This window comes from Streptomyces sp. NPDC005722 (assembly GCF_040630935.1).
GTDB lineage: Bacteria > Actinomycetota > Actinomycetes > Streptomycetales > Streptomycetaceae > Actinacidiphila.
On record NZ_JBEXYN010000010.1, the window covers coordinates 24,274 to 40,396 of the forward strand.

15 protein-coding genes are annotated in these 16,123 nt (G+C 73.5%); 6 read left to right on the plus strand and 9 right to left on the minus strand.

The genetic code is table 11. The annotated features are described in order from the left end of the window. Positions 1–74: 74 nt before the first annotated feature. From ABZ479_RS14470 to ABZ479_RS14480, 3 genes are read right to left on the minus strand one after another with little or no spacing between them, the layout of a single operon-like run. A complete protein-coding gene (locus ABZ479_RS14470; RefSeq protein ID WP_500461896.1) occupies positions 75–746 on the minus strand; it encodes an HAD family acid phosphatase in 672 nt (223 codons plus the stop codon). 60 nt (positions 747–806) lie between these two features. Beyond that, a complete protein-coding gene (locus tag ABZ479_RS14475) occupies positions 807–1,001 on the minus strand; it encodes a DUF397 domain-containing protein (protein ID WP_500461897.1) in 195 nt (64 codons plus the stop codon). Further along, positions 998–1,810: a helix-turn-helix domain-containing protein gene (locus ABZ479_RS14480; RefSeq protein ID WP_500461898.1), complete on the minus strand. Its 813-nt coding sequence runs from the start codon at positions 1,808–1,810 to the stop codon at positions 998–1,000. Before ABZ479_RS14480 ends, ABZ479_RS14475 begins: the two co-directional genes overlap by 4 nt. Before the next feature lie 210 nt (positions 1,811–2,020). On the opposite strand from ABZ479_RS14480, the gene ABZ479_RS14485 reads away from it, so the two are divergent. Beyond that, a complete protein-coding gene (locus tag ABZ479_RS14485) occupies positions 2,021–2,236 on the plus strand; it encodes a DUF4287 domain-containing protein (RefSeq protein WP_500461899.1) in 216 nt (71 codons plus the stop codon). 26 nt (positions 2,237–2,262) lie between these two features. On the opposite strand, the gene ABZ479_RS14490 is transcribed toward ABZ479_RS14485, so the two are convergent. Both ABZ479_RS14490 and ABZ479_RS14495 read right to left on the minus strand, forming a co-directional pair. Further along, positions 2,263–3,087: an arylamine N-acetyltransferase family protein gene (locus tag ABZ479_RS14490; RefSeq protein ID WP_499600133.1), complete on the minus strand. Its 825-nt coding sequence runs from the start codon at positions 3,085–3,087 to the stop codon at positions 2,263–2,265. A gap of 65 nt (positions 3,088–3,152) precedes the next feature. Beyond that, on the minus strand, positions 3,153–3,842 hold the full coding sequence (locus ABZ479_RS14495) for a MerR family transcriptional regulator (RefSeq protein WP_500462031.1): 690 nt from the start codon (positions 3,840–3,842) through the stop codon (positions 3,153–3,155). Between the two features lie 166 nt (positions 3,843–4,008). Here ABZ479_RS14495 and ABZ479_RS14500 point away from each other — a divergent pair, with 166 nt between their 5' ends. From ABZ479_RS14500 to ABZ479_RS14515, 4 genes are all read left to right on the plus strand, one after another. Further along, the gene (locus tag ABZ479_RS14500; protein ID WP_500461900.1) at positions 4,009–5,520 is read left to right on the plus strand and encodes a flavin-containing monooxygenase; all 1,512 of its coding nucleotides are present in this window, start codon (positions 4,009–4,011) and stop codon (positions 5,518–5,520) included. Beyond that, positions 5,517–6,449: an alpha/beta fold hydrolase gene (locus ABZ479_RS14505; RefSeq protein WP_500461901.1), complete on the plus strand. Its 933-nt coding sequence runs from the start codon at positions 5,517–5,519 to the stop codon at positions 6,447–6,449. The genes ABZ479_RS14500 and ABZ479_RS14505 overlap by 4 nt, the downstream gene beginning before the upstream one ends. After that, positions 6,446–7,339, plus strand: coding sequence for an SDR family oxidoreductase (locus ABZ479_RS14510; RefSeq protein WP_500461902.1), 894 nt, complete (start codon positions 6,446–6,448; stop codon positions 7,337–7,339). The genes ABZ479_RS14505 and ABZ479_RS14510 overlap by 4 nt, the downstream gene beginning before the upstream one ends. Before the next feature lie 98 nt (positions 7,340–7,437). Next, entirely contained in the window at positions 7,438–7,701 is a 264-nt protein-coding gene (locus tag ABZ479_RS14515) for a hypothetical protein (protein WP_499600138.1), read from the plus strand. A 132-nt stretch (positions 7,702–7,833) separates the two neighbouring features. On the opposite strand, the gene ABZ479_RS14520 is transcribed toward ABZ479_RS14515, so the two are convergent. The 3 genes from ABZ479_RS14520 to ABZ479_RS14530 all read right to left on the minus strand — a co-directional run bounded on the left by ABZ479_RS14520 (position 7,834) and on the right by ABZ479_RS14530 (position 14,228). Further along, positions 7,834–11,229, minus strand: a complete 3,396-nt coding sequence (locus tag ABZ479_RS14520; RefSeq protein WP_500461903.1) for a S41 family peptidase — start codon at positions 11,227–11,229, stop codon at positions 7,834–7,836. Between the two features lie 50 nt (positions 11,230–11,279). Beyond that, positions 11,280–12,479, minus strand: coding sequence for a serine hydrolase domain-containing protein (locus tag ABZ479_RS14525; RefSeq protein WP_500461904.1), 1,200 nt, complete (start codon positions 12,477–12,479; stop codon positions 11,280–11,282). 93 nt (positions 12,480–12,572) lie between these two features. After that, positions 12,573–14,228 carry an FAD-binding dehydrogenase gene (locus ABZ479_RS14530; RefSeq protein ID WP_500461905.1) on the minus strand — a complete coding sequence of 552 codons (1,656 nt, stop codon included), beginning with the start codon at positions 14,226–14,228 and terminating at the stop codon, positions 12,573–12,575. A 107-nt stretch (positions 14,229–14,335) separates the two neighbouring features. Between ABZ479_RS14530 and ABZ479_RS14535 the strand changes: the two genes are divergently transcribed. Next, positions 14,336–15,115 (plus strand): SDR family NAD(P)-dependent oxidoreductase, encoded by a 780-nt coding sequence (locus ABZ479_RS14535; RefSeq protein WP_500461906.1) that lies wholly within the window; start codon positions 14,336–14,338, stop codon positions 15,113–15,115. 356 nt (positions 15,116–15,471) lie between these two features. Here the strand turns inward: ABZ479_RS14535 and ABZ479_RS14540 are convergent, their stop codons facing one another. Further along, entirely contained in the window at positions 15,472–15,807 is a 336-nt protein-coding gene (locus ABZ479_RS14540) for a hypothetical protein (protein WP_500461907.1), read from the minus strand. Positions 15,808–16,123: the final 316 nt, after the last annotated feature.

Here is a 16,123-nt window from a genome sequence, read left to right on the forward strand (position 1 = left end):
AAGCCCGCGCATGAGGGCATGGTGAACGCCCGGGGAACGATCCTTCCCCGGGCGCCGGCGGGTCCGGGACGGGGTCAGTCGAGCAGGCCGTCGTAGTCCGGGAGTTTGAAGGTGCGCTCGGCGTGACCGCCCACCAGGTCGCCGGTGTTGTTGCCGATGTTCGCGACGATCGTGTAGCCGCGCCTCTCGATGGCGGCGCGCTGCGCGGTCTTGTACGCGCTGACCTCCTCGAACAGGTCGGGGATCGAGCGGCCGTAGAGCCCGGTGACCGGGTACCCCACGCGGTCGAGGTTGTAGCGGGTGGCCGGGTGGATGAAGTCCGGGCGCGCGGTGACGAAGAAGACGGCCACGCCGCGGGAGTCCGCGTACCGGGCGAGGTCGAGGGTCGGTGCCACGGCCGGCGGGAACCACCAGTCGAAGTGGGTCTCCAGCGCGGTGTTGTCGATGTCCAGCACGATCGCCGGCTTCTCGCCGGGGCGCACGGCGGACGTGCGCTCCTGGAGGTAGGCGTGCGCCTGGTCGATCACCGGGCGGACGTCGCTCAGCCAGGTCTCGTGGTCGACCGGGGCGGTGGCGGAGGCCGTCGCGGCGGCCGTGGTGGCCGCCGTGGTGGCCGCCGCCACCGTGCCGGGGGTGTGCCCGGCGGCGTGCGCGTCGGCGGGGAGGGCGATGCCGGACACGCCGGCGACGATGATCGCCGCCACGACGGCGCCGCGTCTCCAGTCGAGGGTTTTGAGGGTTGTCATGCACCGTACGTTCGCGGGTGCGGGTGAGCGGAAACCGGCGTTTGGGTTACCGGTTGGTAACTATCCTTGGGGGTCGGGCAATTGGCCGGCGAAGGCCACGAACGCGGTCCACGCCTCCGGCTCGAAGGCCAGAACGGGGCCGGACCTGTCCTTGGAGTCCCGTACGTGGACGGCGGCCGGGCCGACCGCAACTTCCACACATTCGCCGCCGTCGCTGCCGCTGTGACGGGACTTGAACCACACGAGAGCGCTCACAGTTCACCCGCAATCTGCTCGATCACCTTGGCCGAGTCCTCCGGCGTGAGGGCCTGCGCCCGGATCATGCCATAGCGCTGGTGGAGCAGGCTGACCCTTTTCCGGTCATCGGTGAGCAGGCCCCCGACCTGACCTTCAGCGTAGGCGAGCAGGTGGCGTTCGGGATTCTCCAGGAAGGTGAAGGGGCCGTCGAGGCCGGCGTGCGCCTCGTACCGCGCCGGCATCACCTGGATCTGGACGTTGCGCCGCCGCCCCACTTCGACGAGGTGCCGCAACTGCTCTCTCATTACGGCCGGTCCGCCTGTCGGGCGGCGCAGGAGCCACTCCTCAAGGACGAAGGAGAGCATGCACACGGGCCTGCGGGTGATCAGGGCCTGGCGGGCCAGCCGGTCCTCGGTCCAGCGCTCGACTTCGTCCTCCTCCAGGGCCGGACAGCGGGCTCCGAACACGGCACGGATGTACGCCTCGGTCTGCAACAGGCCGTGAATGACGTGGGTGTTGTACGTTCCCAGGCTCAGCGCCCGGGCCTCCTCGTCCGCGTACTCCCCGTACCCCACGGGCAGCTTCTCCCGGGACAGATGGGGTGCCACGGCCTTCAGCACCCCGGGGGAGCCCAGCAGTTGCTCGGCGCGGTCGATGAACGCCGTGCTGGCGATGCGCTCCCCGCACTCGATCTTGACGGTCTGCGACCTCGAGTAGCCCGTGTGCGCCGCCACCGCGTCCAGGGTGAGCCCGCGGCCCTCGCGCAGCGCCCTGAGCAGGTCCCCGAAGATCCTCATGCTCACCGAGCGCTTGTCCTCGACCGTCATGCGGTCACCCCCGTCCGGCCCACCTGGTGTCGTTCCCGCCGCCACGCTAGGCATGCGGCGCCCGGCGGCACGCCGCGAACCGGCCGGATTCACCTGACCCGGCGAACGCCCGCCGGGCCCGGCCGCGGTACGGCAGCCGGTGGGCGGGCGTGTGACGCGGGTCATGGCCCCCGTCCGATGAGTTCGCGACGGCCGCGCGGTCCACCAGGCATGACGGAGAACGTGAAGGGCCCCGCGAGCTACTTCCCCGCGATCGAGAAGAAGTACGGGCGGCCGGTGGGGGAATGGAAGGAGCTCATCCGCTCCTCCCCGCTGAGCCGGCACATGGAGCTGGTCGGCTGGCTGAAGACCGAGCACGGCCTCGGGCACGGCCACGCCAACGCGCTGGTGGCGCACACCCTGGCCGAGGGCAAGGACGCGTCGTAGTCCCGGCCCCCGGCCCGCCGCACCAATCACTGCGGCAGGCGCGTCCCCTCGGGGAGCCGTACGCCGAAGTCGTCCGCGAGGACCCGCAGCACCTCGTCCGCGTCGGCGAGTTCGCGCTCCTTGCGGGTGCCGTCGGCGGCCGTCTCCGTGAGGTGCCGCCCGGTGAGGGAGAGGTGGGCGTCGCCGGTGGTGCGCTGGACGTAGACGCCGTGCGAGAAGGGGGAGCGCGGGTTGGTCGCCACGTGCCAGTTGATGACCTCGTAGTCGGGGGCCTGGAAGGGCTCGACGGTGAAGGCGTACTGGTCCTCCCACCCGTCGTCCGTGGTGCCGGGCAGGTGCGCCTGGAGCTTCCACAGCTCCAGCGGGCCGTCGTGCGGCGCGTGGACCAGCCGGTGGCGGCGCGGCGCGTCGTGCAGCTCCACGTCCGCGACCAGCGGCAGCGGCTCCAGCAGGGAGCCGATGCTGCCGAAGCCGACGTCGCTCACCCACGGCACCGGCTCGCCGGGCACGTCGGTGAGCATCAGCATGTGCGTACGGGGGCGGACGTCCCCCGGCTTCGCCCCGACCAGGACGCGCGCGGTGAGCAGCGTGACCCGGAACCCGAGGGCGGTGAGCGCCGCGGCGAACAGGGTGTTGTGCTCGTAGCAGTAGCCGCCGCGCGTACCGCGGACGAGCTTGGCCTCCAGGTCGGGCAGCGCGAGCGAGGGGGCGTGGCCCAGGACCGGGTCGAGGTTCTCGAACGGGATGCCCAGCAGGTGGGCGCGGTGCACGGACCGCAGCACCTCCGCCGTGGGACGGCGATCCCCGGTCCAGCCGATGCGGGCGAGATAGGCGTCGAGATCGAGCGTCATACGTCCACAGTACGGATGCGCGCCGCCGTTCCGGGAACGCGGGCCGCCCGGGGGCGGCTGCGGGGTCAGCGCTTGAGTTCCTCGCGGAGCCTGCGGTCGATCGCCAGGGCGAGCTCCGCCTCCACGACGGCCTGCACGAGGGGGCGCAGCCGGGCGATGGCCTCGGTGAGCCGGGTGGTGTCGCCGGACTGGAGGTCGGCCTCGGCGTCCGGCAGGACGTAGGTGCGGGCCAGCTCGACGAAGAGCTCGGCGAGCAGGTCCATGCGGCCCCGCATGTCGCGGCCGGCGGCCAGCACCTCGGCGAGCGGGATGCCCTCCCGGACCAGCGCGGCCGACGCCTCCAGCAGGCGGCGGCTGACATGGACGACGTCGTCACCGTCGACGGCGATGTAGCCGACGTCCAGGGCGGTGGCCAGGTTCTCCGCGGTGGCCTGGTCCCCGTAGTGGTCGGCGAGGCCCTCGGGGGTGAGCCGCAGCGGCTCCTCCTCCGACCAGCGGGTGGGCAGCCCCGGGTCCAGGCCGAGCAGCTCGCCGACGTCGCGGCGGCCGCTCTCCCAGGCGTCCATCAACTCGGCGATGCCGCCGAGGGTGTGGCCCCGTTCCAGCAGGGCCGTCACGGTCCGCAGCCGGGCCAGGTGGTGGTCGTTGTACCAGGCGATCCGGCCCTCGCGGCGCGGCGGCGGAAGCAGCTTGCGCTCCCGGTAGAAGCGGACGGTGCGGACCGGGACTCCGGCCGCCTCCGCCAGCTCGTCCATCCGGTACTCACGCTCGTGCGTTGCCACGCCGGTCAGCCTATGCCGTGTCCGCGCCACATCGCGCGGCCCGACCTCTACCGCTGGTAACGCCTTCTGGTCTACGCTCCGACCGTGCCAGTGAACGCTGGCACGATTCGGCACAGGGGCGGCACCGAGAGGCGGCGGTATGGCCGGACACAGCGAGCACGTGCGGGTTGCGGTGATCGGATCGGGGTTCGGCGGACTGGGTGCCGCCGTGCGGCTGCGACGCGAGGGGATCACCGACTTCGTCGTCCTGGAACGCCGGGACTCCGTCGGCGGCACGTGGCGGGACAACAGCTACCCGGGGTGCGCCTGCGACGTTCCCTCGCACCTGTACTCGTTCTCCTTCGCGCCCAACCCCCGGTGGCCGCGCACCTTCTCCGGCCAGCCGCACATCCGGGCCTACCTGGAAAAGGTCGCGGACACCTTCGGCCTCCGCCCGCACCTGCGGCTCGAGACGGAGGTGACCGAGGCCCGCTGGGACGCCGGCGCCCGGCACTGGCGCATCACCACCTCGCGGGGCGAACTCACCGCGGACGTCGTGGTCTCGGCCACCGGGCCGCTGTCCGACCCCAAGCTGCCGGACGTCCCGGGCCTGGACGCCTTCCCGGGCAGGGTCTTCCACTCCTCGCAGTGGGACCACGACTTCGACCTCACGGGCAAGCGGGTCGCCATGGTCGGCACCGGGGCCTCCGCGATCCAGATCGTGCCCGCGATCCAGCCCGACGTGGCGAGCCTGACCGTGGTGCAGCGGACGCCCCCGTGGGTGATGCCGCGCATGGACCGCGGGATCAGCCGGGCCGAGCAGTGGCTGCACGGCACGGTGCCGGTCACCGCCAGGGCGCGGCGCGGACTACTGTGGCTGATCCGCGAGTTCCAGGTGGGCGCGTTCACCAAGCGCCCGGCGATGATGCGCGGCGCGCAGGCCGTCGCCGCCTCGCACCTGCGCAAGTCCGTCAAGGACCCGGCGCTGCGCGCCAAGCTGACCCCCGACTACCGGATCGGCTGCAAGCGCATCCTGCTGTCGAACGACTACTACCCGGCGCTCGCGCGGCCCAACACCGAGGTCGTCGCCTCCGCGCTGAAGGAGGTGCGCGGCTCGACCCTGGTCATGGCGGACGGCACCGAGCGCGAGGTGGACGCCATCGTCTTCGGCACCGGCTTCCACGTCACCGACATGCCCATCGGGGACCGGGTGTTCGGTGCCGACGGCCGCTCGCTGGCCGAGCACTGGAAGGGCGGCATGGCCGCGCTGCGCGGCTGCGCCGTCGACGGCTTCCCCAACCTGCTGTTCGTCATCGGGCCCAACACCGGCCTCGGGAACAGCTCGATGATCCTGATGATCGAGTCCTCGCTGAACTACGTCGCCGCCTACCTGCGCGCGCTGGACACCACCGGGGCCGCAGCGCTCGACGCCCGCCCGGAGGCCGTCCGGTCCTGGAACGAGGCGGTGCAGTGCCGGATGACCCGCACCGTGTGGAACACCGGCGGCTGCGTCAGCTGGTACCTGGACGACCAGGGCCGCAACACCACCGTCTGGCCCGGGACCACCGCGGAGTTCCGGCGCGCCACGCGCCGGCTGGACCTCCAGGAGTACGAGGTCCTCCCCGCCGGTGCCGGCGAGGGGCGCCCGGAGCGCGTGGAGGTGGCCTCGTGAGCGCGTCCGTCTTCGACCTCCCGGCCGCCCGGCGCACGCACTCCGTGCGCTCCGCGGACGGCACCCGGATCCACGTCGAGGAGTACGGCCCGCAGGCCGGCGCGGCGCCCACCGTGGTGCTGATCCACGGCTGGACGTGCAGCACCCTGTTCTGGGCCCCGCTCATCCACGAACTGGCCGGGGAGTACCGGGTCGTGGCCTACGACCAGCGCGGCCACGGCGGCAGCGGCACCCCGCGGCGCGGCGGCTACGGCACCGGCGCGCTCGCCGACGACCTCACCGCGGTCCTGGAGGCCGCCGTCGAGGGCGACGAGAAGGTGGTGCTGGTCGGCCACTCCATGGGCGGCATGACCGCGATGGCGGCCGGCGACCGGGCCGCCGTGCAGTCCCGTACCGCCGCGGTGCTGCTGGCCAGCACGGGCAGCGGGCGGCTGCTCACCGAGGCCGCGGTGCTGCCGCCGCGGGTGCGCAGCAAGCGGGTGCGCGACGCCTTCCACCGCTTCCTGCTGGTCAGTTCCGCGCCGCTCGGCCCGCAGTCCGCGGTGACCCGGGCCGCGCTCAAGTACGGGATCCTGGGCGCGGCGTCGAGCCGGGAGCTGACGGCCGCCACCGCGCGCATCGTGCACGCCTGCGGGCGCCGGCAGCGCGCCGCGTGGGGCCGGGTGCTGGCCGGGCTCAACCTGGACGCGGGTGTGTCCGCGCTGCGTGCGCCCACCGCCGTGCTGGTGGGCGGGGCCGACAAGCTCACCCCGCCGGTGCACGCCCACGGCATGGCCGCCCGGCTCTCCCGGTTCGCCGGGCTCACCGAACTGCCGGGCCTCGGCCACATGACGCCGCTGGAGGCGCCGGCCGCGGTCGCCGGCGTCGTACGCACCCTCGTCGAGGACCATCTGCGGCCCGGAACGCAGGTCAAGGAGGAGACGGCATGAGCAGGTCGCTGGACGGGCAGGTGGCGGTGGTGACCGGTGCCGCCCGTGGGGTGGGGGCGGTGCTCGCCCGTGAACTCGCCTCGCGCGGCGCCCGGTTGGCGCTGGTGGGGCTGGAACCGGACGAACTCAAGGGCGTCGCAGCGGAGATCGGCCCGGACACCGGCCACTGGACGGCCGACGTCACCGACCGGGAGGCGATGGCCCGGGTGGCCGCCGAGGTCCTGGAGCGTTACGGCCGCGTCGACGTGGTGGTCGCCAACGCCGGTGTGGCGACCGGCGGTCCGTTCCTGGACGTCGATCCCGCCGACTTCGAACGGGTCGTCCAGGTCAACCTGCTGGGCAGCGTGGTCACCGCGCGCGCATTCCTCCCCGCGCTCCTCGCCTCGCGCGGCTACCTGCTGCAGATCGCCTCGCTCGCCGCGATCACCCCGGCGCCGCTGATGACCGCGTACTGCGCCAGCAAGGCGGGGGCGGAGGCGTTCGCGCACTGCCTGCGGGCCGAGGTCGGCTTCAAGGGCGTCAAGGTCGGTGTGGGGTACCTGAGCTGGACCGACACCGACATGGTGCGGGGCGCCGACGAGGACGCCCTGATGCGTGAGGCCCGCGCCCGGCTGCCCTGGCCCGCCAACCGCACCTACCCGCTGGGACCGGCCGTCGCGCGCATCGCGGACGGCATCGCCCGCCGCTCGCCGCACGTCTACGCCCAGTGGTGGCTGCGCGGGATGCAGTCCGTACGCGGGTACGTGCCCGGCCTGATCGGCGGCGTCCTGGGGCGGCGCGAGATGCGCCGCCTGGCGCCGAGGATCGCCGCCGCGGGCGGCGTCCGGCACGGACTCGTCGGCCGGGGCGGCGCCGCCGACGAACGCGCCCGCTCGGAAAGGCCCGTCTGACCAGCGCTGTTCACGGACCGCGTTCGTCCGAAATGCGTACTGTGTCCGGCCGTGTCAGCCTGGTCGAGGCCCATTCCATACATCACGAAGGAGTGATCATGGGCAAGAACGACCCCACGCGAAACAAGGCCGGGCAGCAGCACCGCCCGCAGGCTCAGCCCCAGGGGCAGGAGCGTATCGGCCAGACCCGCGAGCGTGCTCAGGGCATGGCCGGCGACCCGATGCGCCAGCCGGGCAAGCCGCAGCACCGCGAGCCCGGCCAGGGTCAGCCGTCCAAGCAGCCCCCGGAGGGCATGCCCAAGGGCGACCGCGACCGCCGGCGCTCGCCGGAGGAGATCGACGAGCGGCACGAGCGGGCCTGACCCGCGTGGTCAAGGCGTGAAGGAGGGGCGCGTCCGTACCGGGCGCGCCCCTTCCTCGTCCTCGACGGGACCTTCCTCGACGCGACCTTCCTCGGCGGTACCCGTCCGCCGTCCCTGACGGGGAGGGGAGGTTCAGGGACGCGGGGGGAGCGGCGGCCGCCGCCGGTCCGGGCGGTCGGACAGATCGGGCGGTGTGGAGGCCGGGTGCTTCTCCAGCAGGTCCAGTGCCGTCTGCACGGCGACCTCCAGGTCGGTGCGGCGGCCCTCCGCCCAGTCCAACGGCGTGCGGATGACGGGGATGTCCGGCTCCACGCCGTAGTTCTCCACCGCCCAGCCGTAGGCCTCGAACCAGGCGGCGTTCATCGGCACCGTGATCACCGTGCCGTCGCCCAGCCGGTGCCGGCCGGTCATGCCGACCACGCCGCCCCAGGTGCGGTGGCCCACCACGGGGCCGATGCCCAGCAGCCGCAACGTGGCGGTGATCATGTCGCCGTCGGAGGCCGTCGCCTCGTCCGCCAGTGCCACGATGGGGCCCCGCGGGGCGTTGCCGAGATAACTCACCGGCTGCGCGTGGCGGGTGTGGTCCCAGCCGAGGATCTTGCGGGTCAGGCTCTCCACCACCAGGTCGCTGATGTTGCCGCCCGCGTTGCCGCGCACGTCGACGATGAGCGCCGGATGGACGATCTCGATGCGCAGGTCGCGGTTGAACTGCGCCCAGCCCGAGCCCCCGAGGTCGGGGATGTGCAGGTAGCCGCACTTCCCCTCGCTCAACGCCCGTACGACCGCGCGTCGTTTGGCCACCCAGTCCTGGTAGCGCAGCGGCCGCTCGTCCACCAGCGGCACCACCGCGACCCGGCGCGGATGCCCGCCGTCGGGCGGGACGAAGGTCAGCTCCACCGTGGTGCCGCCCGCGGCCGACAGCAACGGGCCGGGACCGGCGTCCGGGTCGACGGCGCGGCCGTCGACGTGGGTGAGCGCCGCGCCCTCCAGGATGCCGGTGCCGGCCAGCGGCGAACGCGCCTTGGAGTCCGAGGACTCGCCCGGCAGGATGCGGGTGACCACCCACCGGCCGTCCTTGGTGTGGAGGAAGTTGACGCCGAGCAGCCCGATCGGCCGCTGGTAGTGCGGCGGCCCCTCGCTGCGGCGGGCGGACGCCACGTACGCGTGCGAGGTGCCCAGTTCGCCGAGGACCTCGCGCTGCAGGTCGGCGAACTCGTCCGGGGTGGCGACCCGTTCGACCAGCGGACGGTACTGGTCGAGGATCTCCGGCCAGTCGATGCCGCACATGTCCGGCGCCCAGAAGTAGTCGCGGATGATCCGCCCGGCCTCGTCGAACGCCTGCCGCCACTCGGTGGGCGGGTTCGCCTCGTGCAGGATGCGGCGCATGTCGATGTAGACGGTGGAGTCCAGGTCGCCCGGCTCGTACGCCGGGACCACCGTCAGGTCGCCCTCGTCGAAGACCACCAGCTGCGTGCCGTCGCCGCTGATCCGGTACCAGTCCATGTGCCGCACCAGCTCGACCCGCTTGGACTTCGCCAGGCCGAAGTACTCCAGCGTGGGGCGGGCGGAGGGGTCCGTCGGATTGACGAAGGTCTCGCCGAGCGCGCCGGAGATCGGCCAGCGCAGCCAGGTCAGCCCGCCCCGCACCGCCTCCAGCGAGCTGTACTTGGAGGCGGGCACCGGGAAGGGCGTCACCCGCATCGGCAGCCCGGCCGCCTCCACCGCCAGCGGCCCCTCGGTGAACCCGGTCGGGTCCAGCCCGCCCCCCGGCGGCCGGCCCTCCACGGGCAGCGCGAAGGGCGAGGGCGTCGCCGAGTGCAGCGGTACGAGGTGCGGGCGGCAGCCCAGCGGGAAGGACAGGTCGCCGGTGTGCACGTCGTACACCGGGTCGAAGCCGCGCCAGGACAGGAAGGCCAGGTAGCGGCCGTCGCGGGTGAAGACCGGCTGCTCGTCCTCGAAACGGCCGTTGGTGACGTCGATGAGGGTGTGCTTGCCGGTCTCCGGGTCCGGACTGAGCCGGGCGATCCGGATCTTCCGCAGCGAACGGCCGATGACCGGGTGGGACCAGGCGATCCAGTCGGAGTCCGGGGAGAAGGACAGGTCGCGGACGGGACCGTTGGACGAGCGGACCAGCTCGGCCACCGCGCCGGACTCCGCGTCGACCATGAGCAGCCGGCCGTCGTGGGAGGCGACAGCGAGGATCTGGCCGTCGGGCGAGGGCACCATTTCGTGGACGCGGCCGAGCAGCCCGCACGCCAGCCGGGTGCCGCCGCTGCTGCACGGGGGCCGAGGCTCCGTCTGCCCCTCGGCGGCCGCGATCTCCTGCGCGGTCTCCTCCTCGTCCTCCTCCCCGCCCCCGTCCGCGGTGCCCTCCTCGGTGGCCCGCAGGGCCTGCGCGACCGCGTCGTCGGCGTCGGCGATGTCGGCGGCGGCCAGCGCCGCGGGGCGGCCCGGCAGGGCGGCGATCTCGATGGCGTCCTCGCCCTCGGCGTCGGTGACGAAGGCGATCCGCCCGGTGTCGCCCAGCATGACCGGCAGCCGGACCCGCGACCCCGGCACGTCGGAGATGGTGCGCGCGGGCCCGTCGCGGTGGGTGAGCCAGTACAGGCTGCCGCGCACGCACACCGCGCTGGCGCGTCCGGTGCGGTCCACGGCCAGCCCGTCCAGGTACGCCGAGGCCGGGACCTGGTACGGGCGCCGGCCGGCACGCGGGCCGCCGAGGTCCACGGTGAGGCGGCGCGGCACCGAGCCCGGGCCGAGGTCGTCGACCAGCCACACCTCGCCCGCGCACTGGTAGACCACGCGCGTGCCGTCGGTCGCCGCGCTGCGGGCGTAGAAGTCGGCGTGGTCGGTGTGCCGCCGCAGGTCCGTGCCGTCCGGCAGGCAGGAGTACAGGTTGCCGATGCCCTCGTGGTCGGAGAGGAAGGCGATGCGCCCCGCGACGAACATCGGCGACTCCAGGTGGCCGTCGACCTCCGGCACCAGCCGCCGGCACTGCAGCCACAGCCGCCCCGTCGCGCCGCCCCGGTACCGCTTCCACGAGGCCGGCTCGTGGGGCGCGGTCGCCGTCAGCAGTAGCGTCCGGTGCTCGCCCTCCTCGCTGTCGTCCACGGCGATGTCCGACACCGGGCCCCAGGGCAGGCGGCTGCCCGGACCGCCCTCCACGGGGACGCCGTAGGCCCACGTGTAGTGCGAGAAGGGTTCGCCATGGGAGGACACCGCCAGGATGCGGCCGTCCCGCGTCCAGGAACGCACGCGGGTGTCGGTGCTGCCCCAGTAGGTCAGCCGGCGGGCCGGGCCGCCCTCCACCGGTGCGACGTACACCTCGGGGTCGAGGGAGCGCCAGCTGTTGAAGGCGATCACCGACCCGTCGGGGGAGAAGCGGGGATGCCCGACCCGGGTCCGGTCGGCCGTCACCCGCCACGCGCGCCCCTCGCCCAGGGGCGCGACCCAGATGTCGTCCTCGGCGACGAAACAGAGCCGCTCGCCGTGAACATGCGGAAACCGGAGATATGCGGCGTCGCTCACTCATCCATCGTTCGCGGCTCCCGGAGCCCGGGCAACTTTTCCGGCCGCCGTCAGCGCAGGCACTCCCGCACCGCCCGTACCAGCGCCTGGGCGCGCGGATCGGCGGTGACGTTCTTCTGCATGCCGTTGGTGACGTAGCCGAAGGCGACGCCCTCACCCGGGTCCGCGAAGCCCAGCGACCCGCCGCGGCCCGGGTGCCCGAAGGAGCCCGGGGACAGCAGCGGGGCGGCCGGGCCGTGCAGCATGAAGCCCAGGCCGAAGCGGGTGTTCACCACCAGGACGCGGTCCGGGCCCTCCGACTCCGGGGTGCGCGCGGAGGTGAGCGTCGCCGGCGCGAAGAGCCGGGCGCCGGGGCCCTCGACCTCCCCTATGAGCGCGGCGTAGAAGCGGGCCAGCGAACGGGCGGTGGCGATGCCGCCGGAGGCCGCCAGCTGCGCCGCGTGGTAGGCGGCGTCGTTCTCGTCCGGCAGCGGGTCGATCGCGCCGAACGCCCGCCGGGTCAGCGACGACGGGTCGTCGTACGCCTCGGTCACGTTCCGCTTGGGCCGTGCGCGCAGCCCCGCCGCGGCCGGGGGCGGCGGGGTGTCCACGGCGGCGATCCGCCCGACGCGGTGCTCCTCGCCCGCCGGCAGGCCGATCCACAGGTCGAGGCCGAGCGGGCGGGCGATCTCCTCCGCCACGTAGCGCCCCAGGGAGCGGCCCCCGCTCGCGCGCCGCACCAGCTCGCCGATCAGCCAGCTGTACGTCTGCGCGTGGTAGCCGTGGTCCTTCCCGGGCGCCCAGAACGGGGCCTGCGCCGCGATCGCGCGCGGCCCGCTGACGCCGTCCTGCGCCTGCTCCGGGGTGAGCGGGGTGTCCAGCGCCGGCACCCCGGCCCGGTGCGCCAGGGCGTCGCGGACCGTGACCCGCTCCTTGCCGGCGGTCTTGAACTCGGGCCAGTACGTGCCGACGGGCGCGTCCAGGTCGAGCTGCCCCCGCTGGTGCAGCAGGAGCAGGCACGCCGCCGCCACGCCCTTCGTCGCCGAGCGCACCACCTGCGCCGTGTCCTGCGCCCAGGGCGCGCCGCCGGCCCCGTCCCCGCCGGCGGAACCCGCCCACAGGTCCACGACCTTGCGGCCGTCCCGGTACAGCGCCACGGCCCCGCCGCGCTCGCCCCGCTCCTCGAAGTTCCGGACGAAGGCCTCCCGGACCGGCTCGAAGCCTTCCGTCACTGCCCCGTGGACGTCCACCACAGCCCGTGCTCCCACCATGCGCCGCCGTTGTTGCTCCCCCCCATGGTGCCTCCCGCCCGGTACCGGTCAGGACCGGGGTCGGGACGCACCGGCGGCGCGCGGGGGGACCGCTCAGGCGGTCGCCTTCGCGGCGGCGCGCCCCGCCGTACGGCCGGAGAAGATGCAGCCGCCGAGGAAGGTCCCCTCCAGCGAGCGGTAGCCGTGTATCCCGCCGCCGCCGAAGCCGGCCGCCTCGCCCGCCGAATACAGCCCCGGCAGCGGCTCGCCGTCGGCGCGCAGCACCCGTGCGTCCAGGTCGGTCTCCATGCCGCCGAGCGACTTGCGGGTCAGGATGTTCAGCCGCACCGCGATCAGCGGGCCCGCCTTCGGGTCCAGCAGCCGGTGCGGGGCGGCGGTGCGGATCAGCTTGTCGCCGATGTAGTTGCGGGCCCCGCGGATCGCGGTGACCTGCAGGTCCTTGGTGAAGGTGTTGGTGATCTCGCGGTCGCGGGCCTCGATCTCACGGCGCATCGCCGTCTCGTCGAGCAGGTCGTCCTTGGTGAGCGCGTTCATGCCGCGCACCAGTTCCGGCAGGTCGTCCGCCACGACGAAGTCCACGCCGTTCCGCTTGAACGCCTCGACCGGGCCGGGCGCCCCCGGCAGCACGCGCTTGAGCACGTCGCGCACGCTCTTGCCGGTCAGGTCCGGGTTCTGCTCGGAGCCCGACAGCGCGAACTCCTTCTCGATGATCTTCTGGGTGAGGACGAACCACGTGTACTCGTGCCCGGTCCGCATGATGTGCTCCAGCGTCCCCAGCGTGTCGAAGCCCGGGAACAGCGGGACCGGGAGCCGCCTGCCGGTCGCGTCCAGCCACAGGGACGACGGGCCCGGCAGGATGCGGATGCCGTGCCTGGCCCAGATCGGGTCCCAGTTCTCGATGCCCTCGGTGTAGTGCCACATCCGGTCGCCGTTGATCAGGTGCGCCCCCGCCGCCTCGGCGACCCCCAGCATCAGGCCGTCCACATGGGCCGGAACGCCCGACAGCAGCTTGCGCGGCGGCGTGCCCAGCCGCTCGGGCCAGGCCGCGCGCACCAGTTCGTGGTTGCCGCCGATGCCGCCCGAAGTGACGATCACCGCCTGCGCCTTGAGCTGGAACTCCGCCCGGATCTCCCGCGAACTCGCGTGGCCGCGCTCGGCGTCGCTGTCCACCAGGACCTCGCCCGCCACGCCGTCCACCGCGTCGCCCGTCGTCGTCAGGGCCGTCACGCGGTGCCGGAAGCGCAGTTCCACCAGGCCCCTGTCGACGGCCTCCCGCACCCGGCGCTCGAACGGCGCCACGATGCCGGGGCCCGTGCCCCACGTGATGTGGAAGCGGGGCACCGAATTGCCGTGCCCGGTCGCGAGGTAGCCGCCGCGCTCCGCCCAGCCGACCACCGGGAAGAACCTCATACCCTGCGCGTGCAGCCACGACCGCTTCTCGCCCGCGGCGAAGTCCACGTACGCCTCGGCCCACTCGCGCGGCCGGCGGTCCTCGGCGCGGTCGAAGCCGGCGGTGCCCATCCAGTCCTGCAGGGCGAGTTCGCGGCTGTCCTTGATCCGCATCCGGCGCTGCTCGGGGGAGTCGACGAGGAACAGCCCGCCGAAGGACCAGAACGCCTGGCCGCCCAGGTTGCTCTCCGGCTCCTGGTCCAGCAGGAGGACCTTGCGGCCCGCGTCGGCCAGCTCGGCGGTCGCGACCAGACCGGCCAGTCCAGCTCCGACGACGATGACGTCCGCGTCCAGCGCCATGGTGTGCCTTTCCGCTCCCCTTGGGTGTGCAGGCACGTTACGCTACGCGCGAGTAAGGAGGCGAGAGGGCAGCGCCTTTCAATCGCTCGCCGGCGGGAGATGACCCGATGCGCAGGTTCGAGGGACACGTCGCCGTCGTCACCGGGGGCGCCCAGGGCATCGGCGCGGCGACCGCCCGGCGCCTGATGGCCGAGGGCGCGGAAGTCCTCCTGGCCGACCTGGACGCGGACCGTGCCGCGGCGACGGCGGAGGCCCTCGCCGAGGAGACCGGCGGCCGGGCCGCGGCGGTGCGCTGCGACGTCGTCGACCAGGCCGCGGTGGACGCCGCCATGGCGTACGCCGTCGAACGCTTCGGGCGGCTCGACGTGCTGGTCAACAACGCCTACGCCTGCCACGTGGACCCGCCGCGGTTCGAGGACGTCCCGGACGCCGAGTGGTACGAGGACCTGGAGGTCACCCTCACCGGGGCCATGCGCTGCGCCCGCGCGGCGCTGCCGCTGCTGGCGGAGGCGGGCGGGCGCGGGGCGATCGTCAGCATCGGCTCCGTCAACGGGCACATGAACTTCGGCAACCACGCCTACAGCGCCGCCAAGGCGGGGCTTGCCTCCCTGACCCGCACGCTGGCCGTGCACGCCGCCCGACGCGGCGTCCGGGTCAACCTCGTCGCCCCCGGCACGGTGCGGACGCCCGCCTGGGCGGGGCGCGAGGACGCGCTCGACCGCCTCGCGGGGGTCTATCCCCTCGGGCGGGTCGGCGAGCCCCGCGACATCGCGGCGGCGGTCGCGTTCCTCGCCTCCGGCGACGCGTCCTGGATCACGGGGCTCACGCTGCCCGTGGACGGGGGGATCCTTGTGAACGCGGCATCGTTCCGCTCCGCGCTCGATTGATGCCGGCGGTCGTGGTTGCGGCCTGTTGTTGCGTGCGGGTCGTTTGTGGCTGGGGTTGAGGCTTTTCCCCGCCCACCCGCCCTCCCCCAACCTTCGGCCGGGGGGACCCCCATCCGGCGCGATTGGTGCGAGCCTGCGCAAGTTCGTCGGGGGTCGGCGCCGCGCCGGCGCACTCCCCCAGCCTTCGGCCGGGGGGGACCCCCAGAACGCTCGCGGTTTACCCCAACATCCTCGGGCACCGGGTCCGCCGCTCGTCTCCCCCAGCCTTCGGCCAGGGGGAGCACCCCGACACACCCCCTCCCGAGGTTGGGGCGCACACCGGCCGGTGGGGGAACAAGCACTCCCAGGACAAGCGCCTACGCGAAATCGTCGCCCGCACGAACATCGCCTGAACCGAGCCACGCGCAAACAACCGCGACCACCTGGGCGATTTCCGAAGTCACCACCCGATCATCGGACTCGACCAAGAATGGCGGCTGACCGCCCGGGCCGGTATCGAGCTGGACGCGGTCCAGGACCGACTCGTCACCCAGGAAGTACACGTTGTCATCGTCACCGGCGTGTGTGACCGCCAAGCGTTCGACGACCAACCCAGGCACATCACGACGCACCTGCGCGAAGACCTGATCGACCGGCCCGCCGGTCAGATCACCCGGCCCCCACGATTGGGTGTGACCCAAAGCTCTTCCCATGGCCGCGAGTATGGCAGCGTCCAGCCCAACACAGCAGGGCAGACGTTGTCTGACGCGGCACTAGCTTTCGGCGAGGGGGAGCACCCCGCCACGCCCCCTCTGGCGGGTGTGGGTGCACAACGGCCGGTGGGGGGTATGGAGGCAGTCCGGGGTTGCCTTGAACCGCGCTCTGACCCTGCGGCCCCGGGGTTCAGGCCCGCATCGTTCGGCGTCGGGTCCGCCGCTCGTCTGTCCTAGCTTTCGGCGAGGGGGAGCGCCCCGACACGCCCCCTCCCGCCGGTATGGGCGCACAACGGCCGGTGGGCGGGTAGAAGGT

Excerpts from the sequence above, each read along its gene's own strand:
- ABZ479_RS14470 (WP_500461896.1), bottom strand. The coding sequence starts at position 746 with ATGACAACCCTCAAAACCCTCGACTGGAGACGCGGCGCCGTCGTGGCG.
- ABZ479_RS14480 (WP_500461898.1), bottom strand. The coding sequence starts at position 1,810 with ATGACGGTCGAGGACAAGCGCTCGGTGAGCATGAGGATCTTCGGGGAC.
- ABZ479_RS14485 (WP_500461899.1), top strand. The coding sequence starts at position 2,021 with ATGACGGAGAACGTGAAGGGCCCCGCGAGCTACTTCCCCGCGATCGAG.
- ABZ479_RS14490 (WP_499600133.1), bottom strand. The coding sequence starts at position 3,087 with ATGACGCTCGATCTCGACGCCTATCTCGCCCGCATCGGCTGGACCGGG.
- ABZ479_RS14495 (WP_500462031.1), bottom strand. The coding sequence starts at position 3,842 with ATGGACGAGCTGGCGGAGGCGGCCGGAGTCCCGGTCCGCACCGTCCGC.
- ABZ479_RS14500 (WP_500461900.1), top strand. The coding sequence starts at position 4,009 with ATGGCCGGACACAGCGAGCACGTGCGGGTTGCGGTGATCGGATCGGGG.
- ABZ479_RS14510 (WP_500461902.1), top strand. The coding sequence starts at position 6,446 with ATGAGCAGGTCGCTGGACGGGCAGGTGGCGGTGGTGACCGGTGCCGCC.
- ABZ479_RS14515 (WP_499600138.1), top strand. The coding sequence starts at position 7,438 with ATGGGCAAGAACGACCCCACGCGAAACAAGGCCGGGCAGCAGCACCGC.
- ABZ479_RS14525 (WP_500461904.1), bottom strand. The coding sequence starts at position 12,479 with ATGGTGGGAGCACGGGCTGTGGTGGACGTCCACGGGGCAGTGACGGAA.
- ABZ479_RS14530 (WP_500461905.1), bottom strand. The coding sequence starts at position 14,228 with ATGGCGCTGGACGCGGACGTCATCGTCGTCGGAGCTGGACTGGCCGGT.
- ABZ479_RS14535 (WP_500461906.1), top strand. The coding sequence starts at position 14,336 with ATGCGCAGGTTCGAGGGACACGTCGCCGTCGTCACCGGGGGCGCCCAG.
- ABZ479_RS14540 (WP_500461907.1), bottom strand. The coding sequence starts at position 15,807 with ATGGGAAGAGCTTTGGGTCACACCCAATCGTGGGGGCCGGGTGATCTG.